This window comes from Methylobacterium sp. J-077 (assembly GCF_022829365.1).
Taxonomy (GTDB): Bacteria; Pseudomonadota; Alphaproteobacteria; order Rhizobiales; family Beijerinckiaceae; genus Methylobacterium.
Genome location: NZ_JAKSYJ010000156.1, coordinates 15,044 through 29,278, shown reverse-complemented (window position 1 = coordinate 29,278; position 14,235 = coordinate 15,044). Strand labels below are relative to the sequence as shown.

Genomic DNA, 14,235 nt, shown 5'->3' with positions numbered 1-14,235 from the left:
GACGTTTGCGCGGGTCACGCCGTCGGCGTTGATCGGCAGCGACCCAGGCACCTCGGCCCGGGTCGCCCCCTCGCGTGGCTCAGTCGATGATCTCGACGATGCGGCCGCTGCCGCGCTCGACGAGCACCGTGCGGCCGTTGACGACCGTGTAGCGGCTGCCGCGGGCGCCGTATTCCTCCGGGACGTCGTAGTAGCTCACGCCCGCCGACGGCAGCACCGTGCCGACCCGGACGTCGCCGTCGTAAGCGTAGGAGGCGCGGCGCTCGCCGCGGACGTAGGTGCGGAAGCGCGGGCGGTCGTCGACGCCGAGAATGCCGTTGACGGTGCCGGTCGCCGCGCCGATGGCGCCGCCGACGATCGCCCCGATGGGACCGCCGGCCGCGCGTCCGTCGTCGGCACCTTCCTGCGCGCCGCGTACGAGACCCTGCGCCTGGGCGACGGCCGGGAGCGCGAGGGCGAGGGCCGCCGCGGCGAGAATGGACTTGGTGTTCATGGAATCCCCCTGATGCCAATCGCGGCCGCTGGATGCCGGTCCTTGCGATTGTTTCGATGCCGGGACGTACGTCCCGACCGCCCCGGGATACGTGCTACGATGCCGGCGGATTTGCGTCCGGATGGCCGCGGGACCATCGAATCTACGGATCACCGTCGTGGCTGATGGACGGTTCTCTTCACGAATGGGCGATTGCCGCGATACCGCTGTGTTTTCGTGCCATGTCCCCGCGGGAACGCACCTGGAATTCCCATGGTCCATACCGGCTACGACCCAGCCCTCGTCGCGCTTTCCATCGCCGTCGCGGTGTTCGCGTCCTACACCGCGCTCGACCTCGGTGGCCGTGTCCGCGGGGCCGCGGCCCGCCTGCGCTGGGCATGGGTCGCTGCGGCCTCGCTGGCGATGGGCGGCGGCATCTGGGCGATGCACTTCGTCGGCATGCTCGCCTTCGAGATGGGTATGCCCGCCGCGTACGACCCCGGGATCACCGTGGCCTCGCTGCTGCTCGCCATAGCCGCCACCGGCGCCGCGTTCGCCTGGGTCAGCCGTAAGGGGGCGGGACGGCGCGACGTCCTGGTCGGCGGCCCCCTGATGGGTTTCGGCGTGGCCGGGATGCACTACACCGGCATGGCCGCGATGCGGGTGCCCGGCAACCTCGCCTACAGCCCGCCCGTCGTCGCGGTCTCCGTCGTCATCGCGGTGACCGCCGCGACCGTCGCGCTGTGGCTGACCTTCCGGCAAAACGGCGTCTGGCAGAAGCTCGCGGCGGCCGCGGTCATGGGGCTCGCCGTGGCCGGGATGCACTACACCGGCATGGCGGCCGCGACCTTCACGGCCGAGGACGCCGGGGCACACGCCGCTCACGCCGTCGGCGTCGGCATCGGCCAGCAACACCTCGCGCTTTCGGTGGCGGGGGCGACCTTCATGATCCTGTTCGCGGCCATCGTCGCCGCTTCCTTCGACCAGCAGCGGGTCCAGCGGCACCTCCATGCCAGCGAGGGCCGCTTCCGGGCCGCCGCCGAGGCGGTCGGCGACATCATTTGGACCGCCGATGCGCGCGGCGCGATGACGGGCTCTCAGCCGTACTGGCAGGCCTATACCGGGCAGTCGGAGGCCGAGTGCCAGGGGGTGGGATGGGCCAGGGCCGTCCACCCCGACGACGTCGAGCCGACCAAGGATGCCTGGCGTGAAGCCGTCGCCGCGGACCGGGGCTATGAGCTCCGGCACCGCGTCCGGAACCGGGATGGCGAGTACCGCCTGTTCGCGGTCAAGGGGCGTCCGGTGCGCAACCCGGACGGGACGATCCGCGAGTGGGTCGGAGTCCACGCCGACATCACCGAACGCGAGGCGTTCGAAACGACGCTGAAGGAGGCGCGGGATGCGGCCGAGGAGCACAGCCGCGCCAAAAGCCGGTTCCTGGCCAACATGAGCCACGAGCTGCGCACGCCGCTGTCCGCGGTGATCGGCTACTCCGAAATGCTGGAGGAGGAGGCGGAGGAGCTCGGCCAGGACAGCCTCCTGAAGGACCTTGGCAAGATCAAGTCGAACGCCCAGCACCTGCTCGGCCTGATCAACGACGTGCTCGACCTGTCCAAGGTCGAGGCCGAGAAGATGGAACTCTACCCCGAGGACATCGACGTCGCCGCCTTCGTCGCGGATGCGGCTGGCACCGTGGAGGCGCTTATCGCCAAAAAGGGGAATATCCTCGCCCTGGACGTCGCCGGCGACGTGGGCCGGGCGCGCACGGACGCGACCAAGCTGCGCCAGTGCGTGTTCAACCTGCTCTCGAACGCGGCCAAGTTCACCGAGGGCGGCACCATCACGCTGACGGCGGCCCGGGAGGTCGACCGGGCCGGCGACTGGCTCCGGTTCACGGTGCGGGACACCGGCATCGGCATGAGCCCCGAGCAGGTCGGGCGCCTGTTCGAGCGCTTCACCCAGGCCGACGAGAGCACCACGCGCAACTATGGCGGCACCGGCCTCGGACTGGCTCTGAGCCGCGCCTTCGCCCAGTTGCTCGGCGGCGACATCACCGTCGACAGCGTCGAGGGCGAGGGGACGAGCTTTACCCTACGCGTCCCGGCGGCGGTCGCCGAGCAGGCCGTCGAGGCGGCACCGGCGTCTCCCGAGAACCAGATGACGGTGGGCGACCTCGTGCTGGTCATCGATGACGAGGCCAACCAACGTGAGCTGATGACCCGGTTCCTCGAACGCCAGCGCTTCGCCGTCCGCACCGCGGGGGACGGGCGCACCGGGCTCGATCTCGCCAAGTCGCTCAACCCACGGGCGATCCTGCTCGACGTGATGATGCCCGAGATGGACGGCTGGTCGGTGCTGGCTGCCTTGAAGGCAGACCCGGAGACCGCCGCCATCCCCGTGGTGATGGTGAGCTTCGTCGCCGACGCGGCGCTGAGTGCCTCGCTCGGTGCGGTCGAGGCGGTGCCGAAGCCGGTGGACTGGGTCCGGCTCCGCACGATCCTGGACCAGTTCCGGGCGGCGGACGGCGACGTGCTCGTGGTTGACGACGACGCCGACATGCGCCACCGGCTCCGGACGGTGCTGGAACGCAATGGCTGGAGTGTCCGCGAGGCCGGGGACGGCAGCGAGGCGCTCGACCAGGTCCGGCACGGCGTGCCGCGCCTCGTGCTACTCGACCTGACCATGCCGGTCATGGACGGGTTCTCGTTTCTCGACCGGCTCCGGGTCCTTCCCGGCTGCGCCGAGGTCCCCGTGGTGGTGCTGAGCGCCCGGGACATCACGGCGGCGGAGCGCGACCGTCTGTCCGGGGCAGATCAGATACTGCGCAAGGGCGACACCAGCCTGCAGGACATCGCCACGGAGCTGCGCAAGATTGATAATCGACATGTCGATGATGGAGAGGTCGGTACGGCCGGGGAAACACTCGACGTCCGGAGATAACCCGGAATCCCCGGTCCGGTCGCCGGGAAATCCCATGGTCGTGCGCCCCTTTCGGAGGTAGTCGAGATGCTTCCGGGGCGCAGCCGAGGACGTGGGCCTCCGAAGGGTTGGGAAGCCTATCGCAGGGTGGAAGACTCACCATCCTGAAGCGGGCGATCCTCGCCATCGCGTCCCCCGACCGAGACGTGGGAGTTCAGGCGGTCCAGGTGCTTGAAGACATGCTCGAAGGCGCTCGTGACGGCCTGCTCGAAAGAGCCGTCACCCTTTCCAATGGCAGACTTGAGCCCGCTTAGTAGCGCGTGGTGCTTTTCGGTATCGCTTGACATGGCGTTCCTCGTTGCCGGTCGGACGCCGGCGTCGATAGGCAAGCCCCGCTCCCGCCGAGGGTTCCGATGTCCTTGCCCGCCGCCTCCGTGGTCCGCGGAGGGGACGTATCCCTAGCATCCTGACGTGATCGTGTCGCCACCTGCCAATTGTAGGATTGTGGGCGTAGGAAACCCATGGCAGGGATAGCCCCGTCGACGACCCGCCGTCGGCTGGATTTCCCCTCCCATGTCCAGCGACCCCGGTCACCCGTTCGCGGGCAACCTGCTCCTCGCCGCGCTCGCGGCGCCCGACGTGGCCCTTCTCGCGCCGCATCTCGTCCGACGGGAGCATGCCCGGGGTGACGTGCTGTTCCGCGTCGGCGAGGACGTCGCGCACGTCACCTTTCCCCTCGACCGGACCGTCGCCACCCTGCTGGTGCCGATGGGCGGCGACCGTACCATCGAGACGGCGACGGTCGGTCGCGAGGGCGCGATGGGCGGCGTCGTCAGCCACGGCTACCTGCCCGCCTTCACCCAATGCGTGATCCAGGTCGGGGGCGCAGTCCTGCGCATGGAGGCGGACCGGCTGCGCGAGGCCAAGCGTGCCTCCCCGACGCTGAATGACCTGTTCGTGCGCTTCGCCGACTGCCTGCTCGCGCAGGTGCTGCAGTCGGTGGCCTGCAACGCGGCCCACCCCATCGAGCAGCGGGTCCTGCGCTGGCTGCTCGGCCTGCAGGACCGGGTCGGCACCGACGCCCTGCCGGTCACCCAGGTCGTGCTCGCCGGGATGCTCGGCATCGGTCGGACCTACGTCACCACGGTGCTGACCAGGCTCCAGGACCAGGGCCTGATCCATGTCGGGCGCGGCCGCATCCACATGCTCGACCGGGCGCGGACGGAAGCGGCCTGCTGCGACTGCCACGCCCGGGTGCAACGGCACTTCCGCACCGTGCTCGGGGCGATCTACGCGCCGGAGGGCGGGATCGTCGCCGTCGAGGCGACGGAGCCCGGAACGCCACCGCCGCCCCGGCCCGAAGCCATCCTTCCCGAGCTCCGGGAGGCCGGCCGATGACCGCCCAAACCGCCATCCCGTTCGAGGTCTCCCTCCCGTCCAGGCTGGCGGCGCTCGACGCCTACGGCATCCTCGACACCCCGCCCGAGAAGGGTTTCGACGACATCGTCGCCCTGGCCCGGAACGCCTGCGGCACGCCCGTGGCGCTGGTGAGCCTCGTCGCCGGCGACCGGCAATGGTTCAAGGCCCGCTCCGGGTTCGAACCCTGTGAGACCACGCTCGACAAATCGGTTTGCGCGCACGTCCTCGGGCAATCCGACCTCCTCGTCGTCCCCGACCTGAGGCAGGACCCTCGCACCCGGGACAATCCGCTGGTCACCGGCGACCCGTTCATCCGGTTCTACGCCGGCGCCCCGTTGCAGGCCGCCGACGGCGTGTGCATCGGCTCCCTATGCGTGATCGATGTCGAGCCGCGCCCCGACGGCTTGACCACGGACCAGGCCGACGCCCTCCGGGCCCTTGCCCGCCAGGTCATGGCGCAACTGGAACTGCGGCGGTCGCTCGTCGAGCGCGACGGCCTGCTCGCCGCTCAACGCGCGGCGATAACCCAGCACGAGGCCCTGCTCGAAGCCCAGGCCACCGTCATGGGATCGAGCGGACGGTTCGACGACGTGCTCGACGCGGTCGTGGGCGGGGCACTTCAGGCGCTGCCGCAGGCCGAGGGCGGCGTCGTCGAGATGCGCGAGGGCGACGAGCTCGTCTACCGACGCGCGGCCGGCAACCTCGCCCGCCATGCCGGCCTACGCCTTCCGCTCCACGGCAGCCTGGCGGGGGCGTGCCTGCTCTCGGGACGGGCGCGGGCGGTATCTGACGTCCTCGACGACCCCGACGTGAAGCGCGACCTGATCGAGGATCTCGGTTTGCGGTCATGCGTCGTGGTCCCGATCACACGCGACGGCGAGGGCATCGGCGTCCTCAAACTCCAGTCCAGCCTGATCGGCGCCTTCTCGCAGCGCGACGTCGAGGTCGCGGGATTATTCGCCGGCTCCGTCGCCGCCGGGCTCTATCGGGTCGGCGAGGCCGAGGCCCGGCGCAGGGCCAAGGCTACCGAGGACCGCTACGAGGCGGTGTTCAACAGCGCCATCGACTACGCGATCATCGTGATGGGCCTCGACGGGCGCGTCGACGACTGGAACGAGGGCGCCACCCGCATCCTCGGGTGGTCGCCGGCGGAGATGGTCAAGCGGCCGGCCGACGTGTTCTTCACCCCCGAGGACCGGGCGAACGGCATCGCCGAAAAGGAGATGCGGGCCGCGCTCGACCACGGGCGCGGCGTCGATGAGCGCTGGCACATCCGCAAGGACGGCACGCGGTTCTGGGCCAACGGAGAGATGATGACCCTGCGCGACGACGCCGGCGCCGCCATCGGCTTCCTCAAGATCCTGCGCGACCGCACAGAGCAGCGCGATGCCGCCGCCCGGCTGCAGGAGAGCGAGGGCTTCCTGCGCAGCGTGCTCGATTCCTCCGCCGACTGCATCAAGGTGCTCGATCTCGACGCCCGGCTCGAATTCATGAGCGAGGGCGGCCGGACGGTCATGGAGGTCGACGACTTCGATGGCATCGCCGGGGCGGACTGGACCGGGTTCTGGGACGCGGCCGGCAAGGCCGAGGCCCGGGCGGCCGTCGATGCCGCCTCGGCGGGCGGCGTCGGGCGCTTCACCGGGCCGGCCTGTACGATGAAGGGCACCCCGAAGTGGTGGGACGTCCAGGTTACGCCGATCCGCGACGGCAGCGGGACAGTCACCAAGCTGCTGGCGGTCTCACGCGACGTCACCGCGAACCGAAAGGCCGAGGAGGCGCTGCTTGCCAGCGAGACCCGCTACCGCGACCTGTACGAGAGCATCGACGCGGGCTTCTGCGTCATCGAGGTCAAGCTCGACGCGACCGAGCGTCCGCTCGACTACCGCTTCCTGGAGGTGAACCCGGCGTTCGAGCGCCAGTCGGGACTCAAGGGCGTCCTCGGCCAATGGATGCGGGGTCTCGCCGACGGCCACGAGGAGCATTGGTTCGAGATCTACGATCGCATCGCCCGCGGCGGCGCGCCGGAGCGGTTCGAACACGTCGCGAACGCGCTCGGCGACCGCTGGTTCGAGGTCTACGCCTATCCCTTCGGCGAGCCGGGATCGCGCCAGGTCGCGGTCCTGTTCAACGACATCACCGCGCGCAAGCGCACCGAGGACGCGCTCCGGGCGAGCGAGGCGAGCCAGCGCTCGATCCTGGCGACCGTGCCGGTGGGCATCCTGTTCGCCGAGGCGCCCTCGGGCCGCGTGGTCGGCGGCAACGCCTTCATGGAGACGGTGATCGGCCGGCCGACCATCGAATCGAAGGACGTCGAGAGCTACGGCGAGTGGGTTGCCTACCATGCCGACGGGCGCCGGGTCGGGCCGACCGAGTTCCCGGTCGCACGGGTCATCCGCGAGGGGCTGGACCGCTCCGAGCTAGAGGTCGAGTTCGAGCGTCCGGACGGCAGCCGCGTGTGGTCGCAGATCGTCGCCACGCCGGTCCGGGACGCGGCCGGGACCGTCAACGGGGTGGTCGCGGCCATCTCCGACATCGACGCGCGGCGGCGGGCCGAGGAGCAGCGTGAGTTGCTGAGCTCCGAGCTCAGTCACCGGATGAAGAACCTCCTGGCGATGGTACAGGCCATCGCCTCGAACACCCTGCGCGGGGCCACCGACATCGAGGTCGCCAAGGAGGTCCTCGCCGACCGCCTGATCACCCTGGGCAAGGCGCACGATCTCCTGCTGGGCGGCGCCGCCGAGCACGCCCCCATCGAGCCGGTCATCCGCGGCGGGGTCGGCTTGCAGGACGACGGCTCGGACCGCGTTCGCTACCGGGGGCCGTCGGTGGAGATCGGCGGCAAGGCCGCGCTCGCCCTCGCGCTGATGACGCACGAGCTCGCCACCAACGCCGCCAAGTACGGTGCCCTCTCGACGCCGGAAGGCCGCGTCGAGATCGACTGGACGCTGCGCGAGGAAGGTTCGGGACCGCTGCTTACAATATCCTGGCGCGAACGCGGCGGGCCAGCGGTGGTGCCACCATCGCGAAAAGGGTTCGGGTCCCGCCTGATCGAGCGCGGCCTCGTCGGCGCGGTCGACGGCCGGATTGCGCTGACGTACCCGTCCGAGGGGGTGTGCTGTGTTGTCGAGGCACCACTTCGTAACTTCCAGGATGTCCTGTGAGGCCGCGCCGCAACACGGGACGCGTCCCGCGGTTGTCGCTCCGGCCCCAATTTCCAGGACGGCCAAGAACCCTTCCGCATGCTCGCTGAACCGACGTCACGGACCTATGCCTTCCCGCGCAACGGCGGCGAGACCGGCGCCCTCATGCGGGCCCACGATTGGGAGCGCACCGCCCTGGGGTCGCCGTCGGGATGGCCTGCCGCGCTGAAGGTGGCGGTCAACCTGATCCTGGGCTCCCCCGAGAGCATGTTCCTGGCATGGGGGCCGGACCTCGCGTTCCTGTTCAACGACACCTACCGTCCGATCCTCGGACCGAGGCTTTCGCATGCCCTGGGCGCACCGATGCGCGAACTCTGGTCGGACGTCTGGGAGCAGGTCCGGCCGATGGTCGAGCTGGCGTTGACCGGCTCCGCGAGCCGATACGACGACCTGCCCCTGACCATGGCCCGGCACGGGGTCGAGGAACAAACCTGGTGGTCGTTCTCGTACTCGCCGCTGTTCGACGAGGGCGGCGCGGTCGTGGGGTTGTTCTGCGTCAGCAACGAGACCACGCAACGCGTGCTGTCCGAACGCGCCCTGCGCGCCCGCGAGGCGGAGCTCCTGCTCGTCACAGACACCTTGCCGCTACTGATCGCCTTCATCGACCGAGACCTCACCTACCGGTTCGCGAACAGGGCCTACGAGGACTGGTTCTACAGGCGCCCCGAGGACGTGGTCGGGTGCCATGTCAGCGACCTTCTGGACAACGAGGGCCTCGCGGCGCGCCGGGCCGCCTTCGAGGCCGCCTTGGCAGGGGATCAAGTACGGCTCGAACTCGACTGGCCGCATCGAGACGGGCGTCCCCGCATCGCCGATATCCGCTACCTCCCGCGTCGGGCGGAGGACGGCCTCGTCGACGGCTTCTACGTCTTCGTCCTCGACGTTACCGACCGCAAGCAGGTGGAGCGCCTGCTGCGGGAGACCAACGAGACCCTCGAACGGCGGGTCGCGGAACGGACGTCGGACCGCAATTCCCTGTGGCAGCTCTCCTCCGACATCATGCTCCGCTGCGGCTTCGACGGGACCATCGTCGCCGTGAACCCGGCCTGGACGAGCGTGCTCGGATGGTCGGAGGAAGAGCTCGTCGGACGCAACCTGTTCGAGCTGATTCATCCCGACGACGTCGAGCATACCATCGAGGGGGCGCAATCGTCCTCCGAGGGACAGTCGCTCGCGCGCTTCGACAACCGCTACCGACACAAGGACGGCGGCTACCGCTGGATCTCCTGGTCAACCCGGCCGGATGCCGGGGTGATCAATGCCGTCGGCCGGGATTTCACGGTCGAGCGGGAGCGTTCGGAGGCGCTCAAGGTCGCAGAGGATTCGTTGCGCCAAGCCCAAAAAATGGAGGCCATCGGACAGCTCACCGGCGGCGTCGCGCATGATTTCAACAACCTGCTGACCGTGATCAAGTCCTCGACCGACCTGCTTAAGCGACCCGACCTGCCGGACGCGCGCCGGCTCCGTTACGTCGGCGCGATCTCGGACACGGTCGAGCGGGCAGCGAAGCTGACGGGGCAGTTGCTGGCCTTCGCCCGCCGGCAGGCGCTCAAGCCGGAAGTGTTCGAGGTCGGGCAGAGCCTCACCTCGGTCGGCGACATGGTGGGAACGCTCACCGGCTCGCGCATCGCCGTCGACGTCCGCGTGTCGAATGCCGCCGGCTTCGTGAACGCCGACCCGAGCCAGTTCGACACGGCGGTCGTCAACATGGTGATCAACGCCCGCGACGCGATGGGCGGCGAAGGCTGCCTGGCCATCGAGATGTCGGAGGTCGCGGAAATCCCGGGCCTCCGCGGGCACGACCCCGTGGCGGGCGCCTTCGTGGCGGTCGCCATCACCGACACGGGAGTCGGTATCGCGGAGTGCGACATCGAGCGGATCTTCGAGCCTTTCTTCACGACGAAGGGCGTCGGGCACGGCACGGGCCTGGGCCTCAGCCAAGTGTTTGGCTTCGCCAAGCAATCGGGTGGGGACGTCGCGGTCGAGAGCGAGGTCGGACGCGGAACCACCTTCACCCTGTACCTGCCCCGCGTGCCCGACCCGGAGACGTCCACCGCCGAGGATGCCGAGCCGGAGCCGCTCGTCGACGGTCACGGCACCTGCGTCCTGGTGGTCGAGGACAACGTCGACGTCGGTGCCTTCGCCACCCAGTCCTTGGCCGAGCTCGGCTACGTCACGGTCTGGGCCGAGAACGCCGACCAGGCGCTTGCCGAGCTTGCGAGGGACGCGGGCCGCTTCGACGTGGTGTTCTCGGACGTGGTCATGCCGGGCATGAACGGGATCGACCTCGGCCACGAGATCCGCCGGCGCCACCATGACCTGCCGGTGGTGCTGACCTCGGGCTACAGCCACGTGTTGGCCAAGAACGGCACCTACGGATTCGAACTCCTCCACAAGCCGTATTCCGTCGAGGAACTTTCCCGCATCCTGCGCAAGGTTGGGACCTGGCGTCGGCGCAAGGGTCTGCTCGGCGCCTGACCCAGGCATTCGCCTTTCGAAACAGGCCTCGGATAGGCGACGGCGGATCGTCCGTGGCGTCGTCGAAGCCGACGGATCGATGAGGTCCAGGATCCGGCGCCGTCCTATTCCACCGCCTCCCTGCGGCGGCGGGGCTTGGAGGCGGCCCGGCGCAGGATGCGCGACAGGGCCTAGACTGAGTATGGCTTCTGCAGGAGCTCGAAACCGTGGTCGTTCTCCTGCGCGAGGACGTGGCTGTAGCCGCTGGTGAGCACCACCGGCAGGCCGGGGTACAGCCGACGGACCTCGCGGCCGAGCTCGACCCCGTTCTTGCCCGGCATGACCACGTCCGAGAAAACCACGTCGTAGCGGGAGGAACTTTCGGCCAGGGTCGTCAGCGCCTCGTCGGCGTTCGTGACCCTGTGCGTGCCGTACCCGGGTTCCTGGAGGGTCTGGGTCGAGAACGTGCCGACCCCCCGGTTATCCTCGACCACCAGCACGAAGGTGCCGCGCCCGTCGACCACGGCATCGACCTGTGCCGCCGCCTCTCCCTCGACGGCGCCCGCGTCCGCCCGCGGGAGGTGGAGCGCGAACGTGGTGCCGCGCCCGACCTCGCTCTCGACGAGGACCTCGCCCCCCGATTGCTTGGCGAAGCCGAAGACCTGGGAGAGGCCCAATCCCGTGCCCTGCCCGACGCCCTTGGTCGTGAAGAACGGCTCGAAGATCCGGTCGATGGCGTCGGCAGGGATGCCGGATCCCGTGTCCGACAGCGCGATCCGGACGAAGTCGCCGACCTGCGCGGGATGGGACCGCATCGCCGGCACGACGCCCACGGCCTCGACCGCGATGTCGAGCCGACCCTCGCCGTCCATCGCGTCGCGTGCGTTGACCGCCATGTTCACCAGCGCCGTGTCGAACTGGCTCGGGTCGGCGCGGATGTGGCACGGCTCGTCGCCGACGTTGATCGACACCGCGATCCGGGCGCCGGTGAGCGTGCCGACCATCTCGCCGATGGTCCTCACGCTCCGACCGGCGTCGAACACCTCCGGCCGCAACGCCTGCCGCCGTGCGAAGGCCAGGAGCTGGCCCGTCAGCTTGGCGGCCCTGTCGACCGTGTCGGAGATCGCGCCGATGTACCGCCCCCGCCGTTCCTCGGAGAGGTCCGGGCGCTTGAGCAGGTCGGTCGACGACTTGATCACGGTCAGCAGGTTGTTGAAGTCGTGCGCGACGCCCCCGGTCAGCTGACCGACGGCCTCCAGCTTCTGCGATTGCCGCAGGGCCTCCTCGGCCTGGAGCAGGCTGGCGGCGCGCTCCTTCTCCAGCGTGACGTCGCGGGAGACGCAATAGAGGAGACCCTCGACCGGGACGGCCGTCCAGGACAGCGTTCGGTAGCCGCCGTCGCGTGCGCGGAACCGGTTCTCGAAGGCGAGCGTCAGGCCACCGGCGGCGAGGCGGGCGACCTCGGCCCGGGTCTTTTCCCGGTCGTCGGGGTGTTCGAGCCACTCCGAGGTCTTCCCGATGATCTCGTGGGCCTCCCACCCCAGGATGCGCCGCCAGGCCGGGTTGATGCTGACCCAGACGCCGTCCGCGTCGGCGACCCCGAGCATGTCCTGGCTCACCTGCCAGATCCGGTCGCGCTCCTTGGTGCGCTCTGCGACCTGGGCCGCCAGCGTCTCGTTTAACGCCCGCAGCGCACCCTGCGCCCGCACGCGCTCGACCGCGTCCCAGATCCGGGCCGAGACCTCGCCGACCAGCGAGACCTCGTCGGACGTCCAGTCCCGCGGCTCGCGGTGGTTGACGTACACGACCGAGCGAAGGCGTCCCTCGTGGACCTGGGGGACGGCGACGATGGCGGCGATGCCGAAGGCGCCCATCCCCAGGCCGGCGGTGTCCGGATCGGCCTCGACGTCCGCGTAGACCGACGTCCGCCCCTTCCTGAGGTTGGCGATGTTGCCGGGACCGAACGCGTCGAGGGGGTAGGTGCCGGCCAGCGTCGCCACGCCGTCGACGTACTCGGTGCCGAGGGCGACGGACACGCCGTCCTCCTCGACGAAGCCGTATCCGACACGGCTGACCCCGAGGTAGCGCCCGAGGGCGTCCACCGCCGCCTGCATCCGACCGCGCGGGCCGCCCTGATCGCGCAGCGTGTCGGTCAGGTCGAGCAGGAAGCGCTGACGCGCCTCGGCGGCGTGCCGCTCGGCGACGCGGCGCTCCAGTTCGGCGTTCATCTCCCGGAGGCGACGTTCGTCCTGCCGGCGGTCGGTGACGTCGGAGACCGTGAGCACGGCCCCCACGAGCTGGCCGCCCCCGAACACGGGCGCGTTCGAGCAGACCACCTCGATGGGCGTTCCGTCACGGCGGAAGAACGTGCCGTCGCGCCTGCGAAGGGTCTCCCCCTTTCGGATGGCGTGCACGAAGTCGCATTCCGACGACGGGAACGGGCGACCGTCGGGATGGTGGTGATGGGCGGCCTCGTGCAGGTCCTGTCCGACCAGGGTTCCCTCATCCCAGCCCAGCAGGGCATGCGCCGTCAGATTGGCGAAGGTGACGACCCCGTGGAGGTCGAGCTGGAACACCGCCTCGCTGACGTGATCGGTGACGGTCCGGAGCAGGTCCGTCTGGCGCTGCAGCGCCTCTGCCGCCAAGCGCTGGCCGGTCCGGTCCCGCAGGATCTTGAGGTAGCCGACGTGCCCGCCGTCGTCGGCGTGCAGCGGCATCATCTCGCCGAGCGCGAAGAACCGCGAGCCGTCCTTACGCCGGTGCCAGCGCTCGTCGTTGCCGCGACCTTCCTCGCGGGCGCCCCTCATCTCGCGCTCGGGGATGCCGGCGGCGACGTCCTCCTCGGTGAAGAAGACGTGCGCCGGCTTGCCGCGCATCTCGGCCTCGGACCAGCCGAGGATCGCCTCGGCCCCGGCGCTCCAGCCGGTCACCAGCCCGTCGAGATCCAGGGTCACCATCGCGTAGTCGACGGCGCTGTCGAGGATCTGGCGATGCCGGGCGTTCGCCTCCCGGACGTTTCGAAGCGCGTCGTCGCGGGCGGCCGTCGACCGGCGCAGTTCCATCTGCGCCATGACCTGGCGGGCCAGCGCCTTCAGTGCCTCGGCCTGTTCGGGCGTCAGTCCCTCGGGGCGTGGCTTCCCGTCGATCACGCACAGCGTCCCTAGCGCGACGCCCTCTGGCGTCTCCAGGCGGGCGCCGGCATAGAACCGCAGGTGGGGCTCCCCGGTGACCAGGGCGTTGTCCCGGGTGCGCGGGTCGAGCGTCAGGTCCGGGATCACCAACAGGCCGGGCTGCCGCAGGGCATGCGCGCAGACAGATTGCGATAGCGGGGTCTGGCACGGATCAAACCCGACCCGGGCCTTGAACCATTGGCTGTCGCCCGCGACGAGGCTGACCAGCGCGACCGGCGTCGCACAGATCCGCGAGGCGAGCAGGACGATGTCGTCGAAGCCCTGCTCCGCCTGCGTGTCGAGGATGCCGTAATCGTCGAGGGCCGCCAAGCGCACCGGATCGCGGGCGTCGTTCTCAGGCTCGGTCACGGACGGCCTCGGCGTTCGCGGCCCCGCGATGGACCTTGGCATCGTCGCGCTCAATCAGCAGGCGCAGCGTCGTCCTGACGATCTCGCTGATCGAGGTGTACTCGCCCTTGGCGACCTGGGCCTCGACGTACGCGATCAGCGGTTCGGTCAAGGCGATGTGTCGGGAGTGCTTCGCGGCCATCCGGAGCCCGTAGCAACTCACGAAACCGGTGTCGCACCCGCGACACCC

The 14,235-nt window shown here is 69.9% G+C and carries 8 protein-coding genes; 4 read left to right on the top strand and 4 right to left on the bottom strand.

Annotated features, from left to right (window positions below; translation table 11 throughout):
* Window positions 1-79: 79 nt before the first annotated feature.
* Window positions 80-493 (bottom strand): DUF1236 domain-containing protein, encoded by a 414-nt coding sequence (locus MKL11_RS18995; RefSeq protein ID WP_243946252.1) that lies wholly within the window; start codon window positions 491-493, stop codon window positions 80-82.
* A 252-nt stretch (window positions 494-745) separates the two neighbouring features.
* Between MKL11_RS18995 and MKL11_RS18990 the strand changes: the two genes are divergently transcribed.
* Window positions 746-3,412 carry an MHYT domain-containing protein gene (locus MKL11_RS18990; RefSeq protein WP_243946250.1) on the top strand — a complete coding sequence of 889 codons (2,667 nt, stop codon included), beginning with the start codon at window positions 746-748 and terminating at the stop codon, window positions 3,410-3,412.
* A gap of 116 nt (window positions 3,413-3,528) precedes the next feature.
* On the opposite strand, the gene MKL11_RS18985 is transcribed toward MKL11_RS18990, so the two are convergent.
* The gene (locus tag MKL11_RS18985; protein WP_243946248.1) at window positions 3,529-3,738 is read right to left on the bottom strand and encodes a hypothetical protein; all 210 of its coding nucleotides are present in this window, start codon (window positions 3,736-3,738) and stop codon (window positions 3,529-3,531) included.
* Window positions 3,739-3,964: 226 nt separating this feature from the next.
* On the opposite strand from MKL11_RS18985, the gene MKL11_RS18980 reads away from it, so the two are divergent.
* The 3 genes from MKL11_RS18980 to MKL11_RS18970 all read left to right on the top strand — a co-directional run bounded on the left by MKL11_RS18980 (window position 3,965) and on the right by MKL11_RS18970 (window position 10,488).
* On the top strand, window positions 3,965-4,789 hold the full coding sequence (locus tag MKL11_RS18980) for a Crp/Fnr family transcriptional regulator (protein ID WP_243946246.1): 825 nt from the start codon (window positions 3,965-3,967) through the stop codon (window positions 4,787-4,789).
* On the top strand, window positions 4,786-7,971 hold the full coding sequence (locus MKL11_RS18975) for a PAS domain S-box protein (RefSeq protein ID WP_243946244.1): 3,186 nt from the start codon (window positions 4,786-4,788) through the stop codon (window positions 7,969-7,971). The genes MKL11_RS18980 and MKL11_RS18975 overlap by 4 nt, the downstream gene beginning before the upstream one ends.
* A gap of 78 nt (window positions 7,972-8,049) precedes the next feature.
* Window positions 8,050-10,488: a PAS domain-containing protein gene (locus MKL11_RS18970; protein ID WP_243946242.1), complete on the top strand. Its 2,439-nt coding sequence runs from the start codon at window positions 8,050-8,052 to the stop codon at window positions 10,486-10,488.
* Between the two features lie 170 nt (window positions 10,489-10,658).
* Here MKL11_RS18970 and MKL11_RS18965 read toward each other — a convergent pair whose 3' ends face one another.
* Together MKL11_RS18965 and MKL11_RS18960 are read right to left on the bottom strand one after the other, a co-directional pair.
* Window positions 10,659-14,006, bottom strand: coding sequence for a PAS domain S-box protein (locus MKL11_RS18965; RefSeq protein WP_243946240.1), 3,348 nt, complete (start codon window positions 14,004-14,006; stop codon window positions 10,659-10,661).
* Complete coding sequence (locus MKL11_RS18960; protein ID WP_243946231.1) at window positions 13,993-14,157, bottom strand: type II toxin-antitoxin system ParD family antitoxin; 165 nt, start codon at window positions 14,155-14,157, stop codon at window positions 13,993-13,995. The genes MKL11_RS18965 and MKL11_RS18960 overlap by 14 nt, the downstream gene beginning before the upstream one ends.
* Between the last annotated feature and the right edge of the window lie 78 nt (window positions 14,158-14,235).

Bases quoted from the DNA above. Each gene is read 5' to 3' on its own strand.
- MKL11_RS18995 (WP_243946252.1), bottom strand. From the start codon at position 493: ATGAACACCAAGTCCATTCTCGCCGCGGCGGCCCTCGCCCTCGCGCTC.
- MKL11_RS18990 (WP_243946250.1), top strand. From the start codon at position 746: ATGGTCCATACCGGCTACGACCCAGCCCTCGTCGCGCTTTCCATCGCC.
- MKL11_RS18985 (WP_243946248.1), bottom strand. From the start codon at position 3,738: ATGTCAAGCGATACCGAAAAGCACCACGCGCTACTAAGCGGGCTCAAG.
- MKL11_RS18980 (WP_243946246.1), top strand. From the start codon at position 3,965: ATGTCCAGCGACCCCGGTCACCCGTTCGCGGGCAACCTGCTCCTCGCC.
- MKL11_RS18975 (WP_243946244.1), top strand. From the start codon at position 4,786: ATGACCGCCCAAACCGCCATCCCGTTCGAGGTCTCCCTCCCGTCCAGG.
- MKL11_RS18970 (WP_243946242.1), top strand. From the start codon at position 8,050: ATGCTCGCTGAACCGACGTCACGGACCTATGCCTTCCCGCGCAACGGC.